Annotated in this window: 10 protein-coding genes; 4 read left to right on the top strand and 6 right to left on the bottom strand. The window is 69.6% G+C overall.

The window, feature by feature from the left end; translation table 11 throughout:
• Window positions 1-73: 73 nt before the first annotated feature.
• Window positions 74-706, top strand: a complete 633-nt coding sequence (locus JOE67_RS03725; RefSeq protein ID WP_204974206.1) for a helix-turn-helix domain-containing protein — start codon at window positions 74-76, stop codon at window positions 704-706.
• A complete protein-coding gene (locus JOE67_RS03720; protein WP_204974205.1) occupies window positions 703-1,944 on the top strand; it encodes an MFS transporter in 1,242 nt (413 codons plus the stop codon). The genes JOE67_RS03725 and JOE67_RS03720 overlap by 4 nt, the downstream gene beginning before the upstream one ends.
• Window positions 1,945-1,950: 6 nt before the next feature.
• Here the strand turns inward: JOE67_RS03720 and JOE67_RS03715 are convergent, their stop codons facing one another.
• From JOE67_RS03715 to JOE67_RS03690, 6 genes are all read right to left on the bottom strand, one after another.
• Window positions 1,951-2,898 (bottom strand): DUF1731 domain-containing protein, encoded by a 948-nt coding sequence (locus JOE67_RS03715; RefSeq protein WP_204974204.1) that lies wholly within the window; start codon window positions 2,896-2,898, stop codon window positions 1,951-1,953.
• Window positions 2,895-3,515 carry a DUF4166 domain-containing protein gene (locus tag JOE67_RS03710; protein ID WP_204974203.1) on the bottom strand — a complete coding sequence of 207 codons (621 nt, stop codon included), beginning with the start codon at window positions 3,513-3,515 and terminating at the stop codon, window positions 2,895-2,897. The genes JOE67_RS03715 and JOE67_RS03710 overlap by 4 nt, the downstream gene beginning before the upstream one ends.
• A gap of 18 nt (window positions 3,516-3,533) precedes the next feature.
• Window positions 3,534-5,276 carry a serine hydrolase gene (locus tag JOE67_RS03705; RefSeq protein ID WP_204974202.1) on the bottom strand — a complete coding sequence of 581 codons (1,743 nt, stop codon included), beginning with the start codon at window positions 5,274-5,276 and terminating at the stop codon, window positions 3,534-3,536.
• Between the two features lie 11 nt (window positions 5,277-5,287).
• Complete coding sequence (locus JOE67_RS03700; RefSeq protein WP_204976659.1) at window positions 5,288-6,607, bottom strand: exo-beta-N-acetylmuramidase NamZ family protein; 1,320 nt, start codon at window positions 6,605-6,607, stop codon at window positions 5,288-5,290.
• Window positions 6,608-6,612: 5 nt separating this feature from the next.
• Window positions 6,613-8,418 carry a glycoside hydrolase family 3 protein gene (locus tag JOE67_RS03695; protein WP_204974201.1) on the bottom strand — a complete coding sequence of 602 codons (1,806 nt, stop codon included), beginning with the start codon at window positions 8,416-8,418 and terminating at the stop codon, window positions 6,613-6,615.
• Between the two features lie 119 nt (window positions 8,419-8,537).
• Window positions 8,538-9,743, bottom strand: a complete 1,206-nt coding sequence (locus JOE67_RS03690; protein ID WP_420827632.1) for an ROK family transcriptional regulator — start codon at window positions 9,741-9,743, stop codon at window positions 8,538-8,540.
• A gap of 114 nt (window positions 9,744-9,857) precedes the next feature.
• On the opposite strand from JOE67_RS03690, the gene JOE67_RS03685 reads away from it, so the two are divergent.
• Window positions 9,858-10,967, top strand: a complete 1,110-nt coding sequence (locus JOE67_RS03685) for a Gfo/Idh/MocA family protein (protein ID WP_204974200.1) — start codon at window positions 9,858-9,860, stop codon at window positions 10,965-10,967.
• A 43-nt stretch (window positions 10,968-11,010) separates the two neighbouring features.
• A complete protein-coding gene (locus JOE67_RS03680; protein WP_204974199.1) occupies window positions 11,011-12,495 on the top strand; it encodes a GMC oxidoreductase in 1,485 nt (494 codons plus the stop codon).
• The last annotated feature ends 29 nt before the right edge of the window (window positions 12,496-12,524 follow it).

Genomic DNA, 12,524 nt, shown 5'->3' with positions numbered 1-12,524 from the left:
CGCCGCCGCCGATCATGCACAGAAACTATGCAAAGGAGTTGTGCATAGCTCGGAGCGCTGCCACGATGGGCGCATGAGCGAAGACGGCGACCGCGGGATACGGCTCGACGAGAGGCAGATCAGGGTGCTCGCGCACCCTCTGCGTGCGCGCATCCCGGGGCTCCTGCGCATGCGCGGCCCGGCGACCGCCACGGATCTGGCACGCCTGCTCGACACGAACTCGGGGGCGACCAGCTATCACCTGCGGCAGCTGGCCGAGGTGGGCCTGGTCACGGACACGGGGGAGGGCGTCGGGCGGCGCAGAGAATGGCGGGCCACCAGCGACTTCCACTCGTGGTCGCCCTCCGACTTCGACGATCGACCGGACGCAGCAGCCGCCGTCGGCTGGCTTCAGCGAGCGTACCTGCGGGACTTCGTCGAGCGCGCCGAGCGATGGGAGGAGGCCGCCCCGGACTGGTCGGCCGAATGGCGCGATGCTCTCGGCCTCAGTGACACGGTGGTCGAGGTCACCCCGGAGCAGGCCCGGGCGATGCACGCCGAACTGGCTGAGGTGCTCGGCCGCTACCGCACCATCGGGGCCGGCGGCCAGGACGCGATCCGGCTGCATGTCACCACCCACGCCGCACCCCTGCAGTTCTCGTCGGCCGCACGTTCGTCTCTCTCGGCCGCCGACCCAGCGGGCGACGAGGCTCCGTCACGATCATGAGGGCGCTCACGCGGCGACAGGCTGAGCGGAGATTCGTCGTGCTCACCTCCGTGCGCTGGCTGCCGGCCGGCCTCACGTTCGGCATGATCGTCCTGCTGCCCCTCGAGCGGGGACTCAGCCTCGCTGAGATCGGCGTGCTGATGTCGTTGCAGGGATTCGTCGTGCTCGCCCTCGAGCTTCCCACCGGGGGACTGGCGGATGCCATCGGACGCAGGCCCCTGCTGCTCGCCGGTGCCGCCATCGCCGTCGCATCCACCTGGGTCTTCCTCATGGCCGAGTCGTTCGTCGTCTTCGCCGTCGCGCTCGTGCTGCAGGGCCTGTTCCGTGCGCTGGACTCGGGCCCGCTCGAGGCCTGGTTCGTCGACGCCGCGCTCGCCGACGAACCGGACGCCGAGCTCGACAGGCCGCTCGGACGAGCGGCTGCGGCGCTCGGCACGACCATCGCCCTTGGCGCGGCGGCCGGCGGGGCGCTGGTCGCCTGGCATCCGATCGCCGGCTCTTCGGCGCTCGTGCTGCCCTACATCGTCTCGGCCGCCGTCTACGCACTCTTCGGCGTACTGGTGGCGCTGCTGGTGCGCGAGCCGCACCGCGAGCGCGTGTCGCTGGCCTTCGCCGTGCGTGAGACGCCGCTCGCGATGCGAGGAGGGCTGAGACTGCTCCGCGGTTCACGAGTTCTGCGCGGACTCGTGCTCGTCGAGGTGTTCTGGAGCATCGCGATGATCGCGTTCGAGTCCCTCGCACCTGTGCGTCTCACCGAGCAGTTCGGCAGCGAGAGCGCAGCGGCGGCCGTGTTCGGCCCGGCCTCGGCAGTCGCCTGGGGCCTGTTCGCGGTCGGCTCCTCGTCGGTCGTGTTCGTGCGCCGGCGGCTGGGACCTGCCGGGGCGGCGATGCTCATGCGGCTTCTCAACGGCGCCGTCGTCGTCGTGATGGGCATCGCCGCAGGACCTGTCGGTCTGCTGATCGGCTACGGGCTCGCCTACCTCACGCACGGCGCGGCGGGACCGCTGCACAACGCCCTGCTGCACAGGCAGAGCGGACCGGAGACGAGGGCGATGGTGCTGTCGATCAACTCGATGATCGCCGGTGGCGCGTACAGTCTCGGATTGCTCGCGCTCATGCCGCTCGCCCAGTCGACGAGCACGATCACGGCCATCGCTGCGGCCGGCGCCTTCAGCATGCTCGGCGTCGTGGGCTACCTGCCCGCCCTGCGTCAGCAGCGAGCCGCAGGCGCCGACTGAACCGGATCAGTCGGGAGAGGCTCGCAGCGCCTCGTCGAGATCCGGATGCCGGAAGACATAGCCGGCGGAGGTGAGCCGCTCCGGCACAACCCACCGGCTCTTGAGGATCAGCTCCGTCTCGGTCCGGATGCCCATGGCGCCCAGCTCGAGCATCCACCGAGGCAGGGGCGGGCCGATGCGCGCACCGACGGCGCGGCGCACGGCGGCCATGAACGTGCGGTTGTCGACAGGGTTCGCCGTGCAGGCGTTGATCGGACCGTCGAGATCGGGATGCCCCTCGACGAAGTCGATGATGCCGAGCACGTCATCGACGTGGATCCAGCTGAACCGCTGCCGCCCGCCTCGTGCACCCGGGAGGTGGGCGGTACCGGCCGCCCGTCGTGCTGCCGAGACCGGCCACCAGCCGTCGAGCTGCGTTCCTCCGAGGCCCAGCCGGGCGAGGCTGCGCAGCGGGCCGAGCACACCAGCGTCGCCGAGCACGATCGCGGTGCGCAGAGCGACCCGGCGGGTCGCCGGGAGGGCCTCCGCCATCAGCGCCCGCTCCCACGCCTTCGCGACCTCCACCGAGAATCCGGCGCCGAGCTCGCCGCCGGATTCGGTCATCGGGCGGTCTTCTGCATGCCCGTAGATCGTCGCCGTCGATGAGTTCACCCACAGCGCGGGAGGCAGGGTCGCCCGATGGATCGCGGCGCTGAGAGCGGCGGTCGTGTCGAGCCGGGAGCCGAGGATCTCCGCGCGGTTCTCGGGCGTGTACCGGCAGCTCACGCTCTTGCCGGCCAGTCCGATCACGAGGCTCGCACCGTCGACGGCCTCGTCGATGCCCGTCTGGTCGCCCCAGGTCAGATCGGCGCCAGACCGCGAGATTGTGATGACCTCTCGCCCTTCCGCACGGTACTTCTGCAGAAGGTGCCGGCCGATGAAACCCGTCGAGCCGCCGATGACGACGCGCGTCACACCTGCTCCTGCTCGACGCGGAACGAGAACGTGCCCGAGTACTCGTAGATACGCCCGATAAGCGGCGCATCGACCGTCAGCTCGACGCGCTGCAGACCCGCCTGCTTCTCGGCGCTCTCGCGCAGACGTACGATCGGCGCGACGATGCGCGGGATGCGCGCGCGGACACCCGCGAGGCGCACGCCGATCGCTCGGCTGCGCAGAGTCAGCGCATGCTCGTCGACCGCGACGTCGAACGCGACAGCCAGCGTCGTCGGCTCGCCGATCTGATCGATGATCCGCCCGCCGGGGCGCGCGGTGACGGTGTCCTTCATGACCCAGTCGCCGTCGGGCAGGTGCAGGGTCCGCACACTGACCGCCCTGCCGGCGATGGTGCGGTTGCGGATGGTGAACGGCACCTTCTCGTGCCATCCGGCGAGCACGGCGCCGCTGCCCTGCAGCATCCGAAGCAGCGGCCAGAGCCAGCGTCGCGGAGTGCCGACCCGCTCGAACACGCCCTCGCCGATGCCGACGCTTCCGCGCGGCACCGGCGAGAAGTACGTGTGCAGCGCCGGGTGCAGACCCGGCCGCTGCTCGCCCAGGGCCCGCAGATACGGGGACTGGGGCACGTGATCCATGCTTCGAGACTACCCGCGTCAGCGGTCGGCCACGGTGAAGCCCTCTGAGACGAAAGCGTCGGGCGACGCCTCTCCGTTGACCACGACCTTCCTGCCCTGGCGCAGCTTGACGCCGTCGATGTACAGGCCACGGCCCTGGGTGTTCGCGTCGGTGGTGTAGCGCCAGCGCAGCACCTCCGTTCCGGCGGGAACAACTGCCTCCGCCCTGCCCCACGTGCGCTCACCCTGGTTCTCGTAGGTGCCGTCGGTGGTGATCGACGTGCCGTCCTGACGCACCGTGAACGGCAGCGGCGACCACGTGCGGCCTCCGTCAGCCGAGCCCTCCACAGCGAACACGTCGGTTGCCTCGATGTCGGCGAACACATCGAACTCCAGCGTCCCCGCCGCGGCGTTCGGCACGTCCAGCGAGAGGGTGTGCTCGGATGCGTCGTCGGTTCCGCCGAACCACGCGGTTCTGCCCTTCTGCGGTGAGACCGCGAGTGCGAGCGCCAGTCCCTGTGCCGCCGCTCGGCGGGCGGGATTGTTCGAGCCCCAGCTGCGACTGGGATGCACCCGGTTGGTGAGCAGTACGACGAACGACCTCGAGGTGAAGTCGATCACGAGCGATGTGCCGGTGTAGCCGGTGTGTCCCGCGGTCGACGGCGCCGCGAGGCCACCCATGTACCAGAGCTGGTTCAGCTCGAACCCCAGTCCGTGCGAGTCGCCGGGGAACGCGGTGTTCTCGTCGGTCACCATCGCCAGCACCGATGCCTCGGAGAGGATGCGGTTGCCGCCGTAGATGCCGCCGTTGAGCATCGTCTGCGCCAGCACCGCCATGTCGCGCGCGGTCGAGAAGATGCCGGCGTGACCTGCGACGCCGCCCAGGCTCCAGGCGTTCTCGTCGTGCACCTCGCCCCAGACCATCCCGCGGTCGGGGGAGGACTGGAACTCGGTCGCTGCGATCCGCTCGCGCTGCGACGCATCGGGGTTGTACCCCGTGTCGGTCATGCCCAGTGGGGCGGTGATGCCCGTCTCGACCAGCTGATCGAGAGTCGATCCGGTCAGCCGCTCGGCCAGCACGCCGAGGGCGATGAGGTTGAGGTCGGAGTACTCGTACACCGTTCCCGGAGGGTTCTTCACCTTCACGTTCATCACGGCGGCGATCCGCGCGGCCTTGTCGTCGTATGCGCTCCACAGCGGAAGCCACGAGACCAGACCCGAGGTGTGCGTGAGCATCTGCCGGACGGTGATGGTCTCCTTGCCCCCGTTCGCGAACTCGGGCACATAGCTGCCGTAGGTCGCGTCGAGGTCGACCAGCCCCTTCTCGACGAGCTGCATGATCACGATCGAGGTGAAGAGCTTGCTCACCGATGCCATGTCGTAGATCGTGTCCTGCTGCGCGGCGATGCGCTCATCCGCCGGCAGCTTCGTGTCGGCGTCGGCATAGAGCAGCGAGTACCCGGTGTGGTGCTCGCTGACGATCCGCCCCTGGTGACCCATGATCCCCACGGCTGACGCGTACATCGGCTTGGTGCCCGGCGTCGTCGGCGAGGCGAAGGCGTCGATCGATGCCCACGCCGCGTCGATGGGCGCCGGATCGAGACCCAGCGCGGCAGGCTCCGCCTGGTCCAGCACCGTGCGCTCGTCCATGAACCCCTCGGCGGGCGCGTCGTACTGACCCGTGCGGTCCTCGGCGCCCGCGGCGTCGGCGAATGCCGGGGTCAGACCGCCGGCGACGAGAAGGCCTGCTGTCGTCACGCAGACGAGACCGAGACGTGTCACCCGCGGCCGGATCATTCGCGCGGCCCCGGGTAGAGCAGGAACGGTTCCGTGTCGTCCCGGAAGCGAGCGAGCTCGGGCTGCCACGCCGCGATGATCTCCTCGGCCGACGCGCCGGCCTCGAGCTGCTGCTGGAAGCGTCCCGATCCGGTGAGAAGGCCGATCCACCTGCCGCCATCCCCGCGCCACGCGAAGTCGGGGTACAGGCGACGCGCCTCGACCAGCATGTGGGTGGCCACCGCGATGGCATCCACCTTCTCGGCATCCATGATGTGCACCTGCACGCCCGCACACACTTTGTTGGCGTTCTTCGAGAACGTCGGCGTGAAGTACGCCTCACGGAACTCGACGCCGGCCAGCTTCCGGTCGTTCAGCGCCGCAGCCCACCGGTGATCGAGATACGGCGCTCCGATCAGCTCGAAAGGACGCGTCGTGCCCCGCCCCTCCGACCAGTCGGTCGCCTCGACCATCCCGGTGCCGGGATAGAGCACGGCGGTCTGCGGAGTGGGCATGTTCGGCGACGGCGGGATCCACCGCTCGGCCTGGTCCGGCCCGACCATCTGACGCCGCCACCCCTCGGCCTCGATGACCTGCAGATCGGTGAGGGGCTTCTGGTCCGCGCGCTGCATGAACGTCGCGTTGAAGTAGCGCGCGAGCTCGCCGACCGTCATGCCGTGCTGCTGCGCGATCTCCAGCAGCCCGACGCCCGAGGTGAAGCCGGGCTGAAGCACCGGGCCGCGCGCTCGGCCGCCGAGCGGGTTCGGACGATCGAGCACCACGAAGCGCAGATCTCCTGCCTGCGCTGCCGCCTGCATCGCCGTCCACATCGTCCAGATGTAGGTGTAGAACCGCACGCCGACATCGCGGATGTCGAACACGACCGTGTCGACCTCCGACTGGGCGAAGAAGCCGGCGAACTTCGCGACCGTGGCGCCATACGCGTCGTACACCGTGACCCCGGTGCGCGGATCGACCGAGGTCTCCTCGGCCTCACCCGCCTGGGCGGTGCCGCGGAAGCCGTGCTCGGGGCCGAACACCGCACGCAGGTCGACGTCGTGAGCCACCATGTCATCCACGATGCTCGTGAAGTCCTCGAGCACGCCCGTGGGGTTGGTGATGACGCCGACCCGTCGTCCGGCGAAGATCCGCCAGCGATCGGCAGCCGCGATGTCGGCGCCGGTGCGCACCGGGCGCCCCTTGCCGGGTGTCTCGGGCTTTCCGGGCTTGTCGGGCTTGCCTGCGGCGAATGCCGATCCGCCGGTGGCGACGACTCCCGCGGCGCTCGCCGCTGCGATGCCGGCGGCGCGGAACACTCCTCGTCTGCTGATGACCATGGCGCTCACCACCCCAGTCCGTGGCCGAACGGGTAGAGGACCTCGCCCGAGCCGGCGCTGCTGTAGATGTCGACCGGCAGCTTGCCCTGCGGCTCGATCTCACCGGTGATCACCTTCGCGAGCGATGCGAGCGCAGGAGTCGCGTACGAGTACGTGGCGATGAAGTTGTCGACTCCGGGCAGCTGGTTGATGTCGTAGGGGTTGCGCACGCCGGCGACGACGAGGTGGGTGCCGGTGCCGTCGAGCGCGGCGACGAGCTGCTTCTGCCTGCTCGTCGCGGTGACGCCGTTGGTGAGCACCACGGTGACGTCGTGCTCTGCGGCGGCTGCCGTGGCCTGGTCGATGAGGCCCGCCGATGGGGCGGTCCCGGTGGGAAGGGTCGTGACGGTTGCGCCGCGAGCCGTGAGCTCGGCGGCGAGCGTGCGTCCGGTCGCCTCTCCGTAGCCGGTGACGAGCACGGACTTGCCGTCGACCGCGACCGGCAGCGCGCCGTTCTCATTGCGCACGAGGGTCGTGGTGCGGTCGGTGATCTTCTCGGCCGCGCGCAGGCTTCCCTGGCGTCCGACGACGTTCATCACCTTGTCGACCTCGACGGTGGGTCGCTTGATCACACCCTGGTCGTACTTCATCTTCAGGATGCGGGCGACCGATTCGTCGATGCGCTCTTCGGTGAGACGCCCGGAGTCGAGTGCCTGCTCGATGGCCGCATAGGCGGCGGGCGGGTCGGCGGGCAGCAGCAGCTGGTCGACTCCGGCTTCGATCGCGCGCACCGCGACTTCGCCGTCGCCGTACTTCTGTCGCACGGCGGCCATCTCGAGACCGTCCGTGACGATGACGCCCTCGAATCCGAGCGCCTCGCGCAGCTGACCGGTGACGATCTTCTTCGAGAGGGTGGCGGGGTCGCCGCTGTCGTCGAGCGACGGCACCACGATGTGAGCCGTCATGATCGAGTCGACTCCGGCCGCGATCGCGGCTTCGAACGGCGGTGCGTCGATGCGCTGCCACTCCTCGAGGGTGTGGGTGATCACGGGCAGGCCGGTGTGGGAGTCGGTGGCGGTGTCGCCGTGACCGGGGAAGTGCTTGGCGGTCGCGACGATGCCGGCGTCGTCCTGGTAGCCGCGCACGGCTGCGGCCGTGAGTTGCGACACGAGGTCGGGGTCGGACGAGAAGCTGCGAACGCCGATCACGGGGTTGTCGGGATTGACGTTGACGTCGGCGTCGGGGGCGTTGTTCTGATGGATGCCCATGGCGAGCAGCTCCTGGCCGGTGATGGCGGCGGCGCGGCGGGTGTCCTTCGCGCTGCGACCGGCGCCGAGGGCCATGTTGCCCGGGAAGAGCGTCGCGGGTGATCCGATGCGGGTGACGAGACCCTGCTCCTGGTCTGTGCTGATCAGCATCGGGATGCCGGCGCCGGCATCCGCCGCTGCCGCCTGCAGACCGTTCGAGAGCGTGGCGACCTGCTCAGGGTCTGTCACGTTGTCGCGCGCCGAGAACAGGATGAACCCGCCGGGCTCGTACTCGTCGACGATCTCGGCGGCACTCGCCTCGCCGTACATCTTGGTGTTGCGCGCGTCTGCGGTGTCGGCCGTGGGACCGTAGGCGAAGAGGATGAAGAGCTGTCCGATCTTCTCCTCGAGCGTCATGGATTCGAGAGTCCGATCGACGTACTGCTCTGCCTGGCGCTCCTTGCCCGGAGGGGCATCGCCTGCGCCCCTATTCTGCGCGGCCGATGCGGCGGCCGGTGTCAGAGTGGCGGTGAGCGCTACGGCCGCCGCAGCGGCCACAGCGCGGTGAGCAGGTCTTCTCAGCATGACGTCTCCTCCTTGAGTCGCGTCCCCGGCTTCGTCCCCCCAGACGTGCCCGCCAGCCTAGCAACGCCCTCGACCGAGCGACAGGGCCAGCTGCTGCGCCCGTCTGCGGGAGGCGAGTCTCAGCTGGTTCTGCTCGCGCCGCGCGCGACGAGGGCGTCCACGTTGGCAGGGGAGAGCACCTCGCGAGCGACCATGATCGCCGCACCGAGCACACCGGCTCGTTCGCCCGCCTGCGTCTGCACGATCGCCAGGTGCTGCGTCGCGAGCGGAATGGAACGCCGGTACACGACCTCGCGCACACCGGCCAGCAGGTGCTCTCCCGCGCGAGCAACGCTGCCGCCCAGCACGATGATCGACGGATTCAGCAGGTTGACGACCGTCGCGAGCACCTCGCCGACCTCGCGTCCCGCCTGCCGGGTGGCCTCGATGGCGGCGACATTGCCCGAGCGGACCAGCTCGACGACGTCTGCGCTGCTCTCGGCCTCGAGACCCTGTGCCCGCAGCGCCCCCGCGATGGCCGTTCCGCTGGCGAGCTCTTCCAGCTCCCGCTCATCCCCCGGCTGCAGCGAGGAATCGGGGGAGTAGGGCACGCGCACGTGGCCGAGGTCGCCCGCCGATCCCTTGGCGCCGCGCTGCAGCTGCCCACCCGAGATGATCCCCGCTCCGATGCCCGTGGCGACCTTGACGAAGATGAGGTCGGAGGCGTCGGGAAAGCTCATCGCCTGCTCGCCGAGCGCGAGGATGTTGACATCGTTGTCCACGAGCACAGGCACGTCGAAAGTGCGCTGGACGTAGCCCGGCACGTCGAATCTGTCCCAGCCCGGCATGATCGGCGGGTTGTACGGCTGCCCCGTCGAGTGCTCGACCGGGCCAGGCACGCCGATGCCGACTCCGACGACCGGCATGCCCTGCGCGCTCATCTCGTCCAGGAGCAGCGCCCAGTCCGACAGTGCCGCCTCGAGCACGGCTGTCGGCCCCGAGGCGATGTCGATCTGCCTCGTGCGCGACGCGAGGATGCGGCCGCTGAGATCTGCGACGGCAGTGGTCGCGTGAGAGGCTCCGAGGTCGGCCGCCAGCACCGCGCCGGCCTGCGGGTTGAACGCGACGCGCGACGGCGGGCGGCCGCCGGTCGAGGCGCCCTCGCCGGCGGGTGAGATCAACCCGGATGCCAGCAGCGCATCGACCCGAGAGGAGACCGTCGAGCGGGCGAGCCCGGTCAGATGGACGAGATCGGCCTTGGTCCGCGCTCGCCCGTCCAGGAGCGTCTGCAGCATGTCTCCGGCGCCGGGCGCGGCGCTCGCGGAAAGCCTCTCGACGTCACTCACGGAGTCAGTAAAGCACACGCTTCCGTGCGCGCCAGGACCGACATATGACGACGACAGAAATACTTTTGATTTTGATCTAGCAAAAGTGTGTCGTGTCGTGTCAGAATCATCCACATGACAACGGATGTCACAGCAACAGGCGTCGGAACGATCCGCTCCGGTTTCCTCGGCGGGGGCTTCATGGCCCAGGTGCACAGCCGCGCGGCACGCGCGGCCGGTGCGATCACAGCGGTTCTCGCGAGTTCCACTCCCGAGCGCGGTGTCGCGGCCGCGCAGGATCTCGGTATCGCGAAGGCCGCCGCCGACGTCTCCGAACTCCTCGCGGACGACGTCGACATCGTGCACGTCTGCACGCCCAACGCCACACACGCCGAACTCGCCCTCGAGGTGATCCGCGCCGGCATCCACGTGATCTGCGAAAAGCCGCTGGCCACCCGCGCGGAGGACGCGCGCGCGCTCGCCGCCGCTGCCGAGGAGCGCGGCGTCGTCGCCGCTGTGCCGTTCGTCTACCGCTACCACCCCATGGTGCGTGAGGCGCGCGCGAGAGTCGCCGCCGGCGAGATCGGCGGACTCCTCACCGTCGACTGCGGCTATCTGCAGGACTGGATGCTTCGACCCGGCGACGACGATTGGCGTGTCACCTCGGCCGACGGAGGTCCTTCTCGCGCCTTCGCCGACATCGGCTCGCACCTGTGCGATCTGCTCGAATTCGTCGCAGGCGAGCGCATCGTGCGTCTGACCGCGCGCACACGCCGGGTGTACGACGAGCGAGGTGGTCGTCCGGTCACCAATGAGGACGCCGTCTCGATCCTCGTCGAGATGGCCTCGGGAGCGATCGGGACTCTGCTCATCTCGCAGATGGCAGCCGGCCGGAAGAACGCGCTCACCCTCGAACTCCACGGCGCCCACGCGAGCATCCGCTTCGATCAGGAGCGGCCGGAGGAGCTGTGGGTCGGTCAGCGAGAGGGCAGCAGACAGCTCTTCCGCGACCCCGCGACCGCTCACCCCGGAGTGGCTCGCTTCTCGACGGTGCCCGCCGGTCACGCCCAGGGGTACCAGGACGCATTCAACGGGTTCGTCGCCGACGCGTACGCGGCCATCCGGGGCGACGCGCTTCCCGACGGCCTGCCGACGTTCCAGGACGGCGTCCGCGCCGCCCAGCTCACCGAGGCGGTGCTCCTCGCCGCCCGCGAGGAGCGCTGGATCGACACCCCGGCCTCCTGAGAACACGCAGCGCTTCCTGATTCAACGCAGACAAGGAACACAGATGACAGACAACTACGACCTCGTGATCGTGGGCTCCGGCCCGAACGGCGCGATCATCGCCCGCGAGGTGCACGAGCGCAGGCCCGAGGCCCGCATCCTCGTGCTCGAGGCCGGCTCCCGCATCACGGGCGTCGACGGCGAGCACCTCGTCGAGGTCGACGAGAACGCCATGAACGCGTCGTACGAGGACCTCATGCGCCGCGCGCGGCAGATCGAGTACGTCAAGGGTGCCGCCTCGATGAACAGCATCGAGGGCGACAGCTGGGACCCGTCCTCGACCGGAGTGTTCCCCGCCGCGTTCTTCGGACACAACTTCGCGCAGTTCCCCGGCGCATCGCTGGCGTGGAACATCGGAGGGATGGGCGTGCACTGGACCGCCGCCACACCCTGGCCCTACGCCGAGGAGATCCCCGACTTCCTCCCGCGGGCGGAATGGGATGCCGACCTGGAGACCGCTCGCAGTCTCCTGCGCACCTACGTCGGACCGCTCGTCGAGAACCCCTTCACCGAGCCGATCTTCGAGGCGATCCGGGCCGCGGTGCCCAGCCCCGACCCGGAGCGGGAGTTCGGGTACATGCCGATGGCAGGCATCCCGCACGTCGACCGGCCGTTCGCCCGCACCGGTCCGCGTGACATCACACCGTCGCTGTTCGACGCCAGCGAACCAGCGCTGCAGCTGCGCACAGGGGTGTTCGTCACCCGCCTGGAGCACGACGGCTCCCGCGTCACCGGCGTCGTCGGCCGTGATCTCGTCAGTGGCGAGGAGACGGTCTTCTCTGCACGCGAGGTGCTGGTCGCGGGCGACGCGCTGCGCACGCCGCAGCTGCTGTGGGCGTCGGGCATCCGGCCCGAGGCGCTGGGAGTGCGCCTCAACGAGCACGCGTCCATCGACGGCGACGTCGTCATCGACGCCGCGCGCCTGGGGCTCAGCGACGCCGACATCCCGAAGCCGCCGGCCGGCGAGCCGTTCATCGGCTCGTACTGGAGCCCCTCGATCGGAGCAGAGCGGCCCGCACACGGGCAGCTCATGGAACGCGAGTTCGACGGACAGCACGTGCTGGGCGTCGGCTGGTACTGCGCCACGGAGATCAGGCCCGAGAACCGCATCGAGTTCTCGGACGAGCTCACCGACACCCTGGGGATGCCGCACATGACGGTGCACTTCTCATACTCCGAGAAGGACATGGAGGTGATCCGCAAGACTATGCAGGTGCAGCGGGCTGCCGCGAACGCCATCGGCTCGTTCCCCGACGGCGACTCAGAGATCCTCCCTCCCGGCGCCTCTCTGCACTACACAGGCTCCGTGCGCATGGGCGCGGAGGACGACGGCACCAGCGTCGTCGACACCGACGGTCGCGTCTGGGGCTTCGACAACCTCTTCCTCGCAGGCAACGGCGTGATCCCGACCGCCCTCACCTGCAACTCGACGCTGACCGGCGCCACTCTCTCCGTGCGGATCGCCCGCGCGGTCGCCGCTTCCCTCTGACCCGACGCACCACCCAACACCAAGGAGAT

Source organism: Microbacterium esteraromaticum, from assembly GCF_016907315.1.
GTDB classification, from domain to species: domain Bacteria; phylum Actinomycetota; class Actinomycetes; order Actinomycetales; family Microbacteriaceae; genus Microbacterium; species Microbacterium esteraromaticum.
The sequence above is the reverse complement of the archived record's forward strand: the minus strand, read 5'-3'. Positions and strand labels throughout refer to the sequence as shown.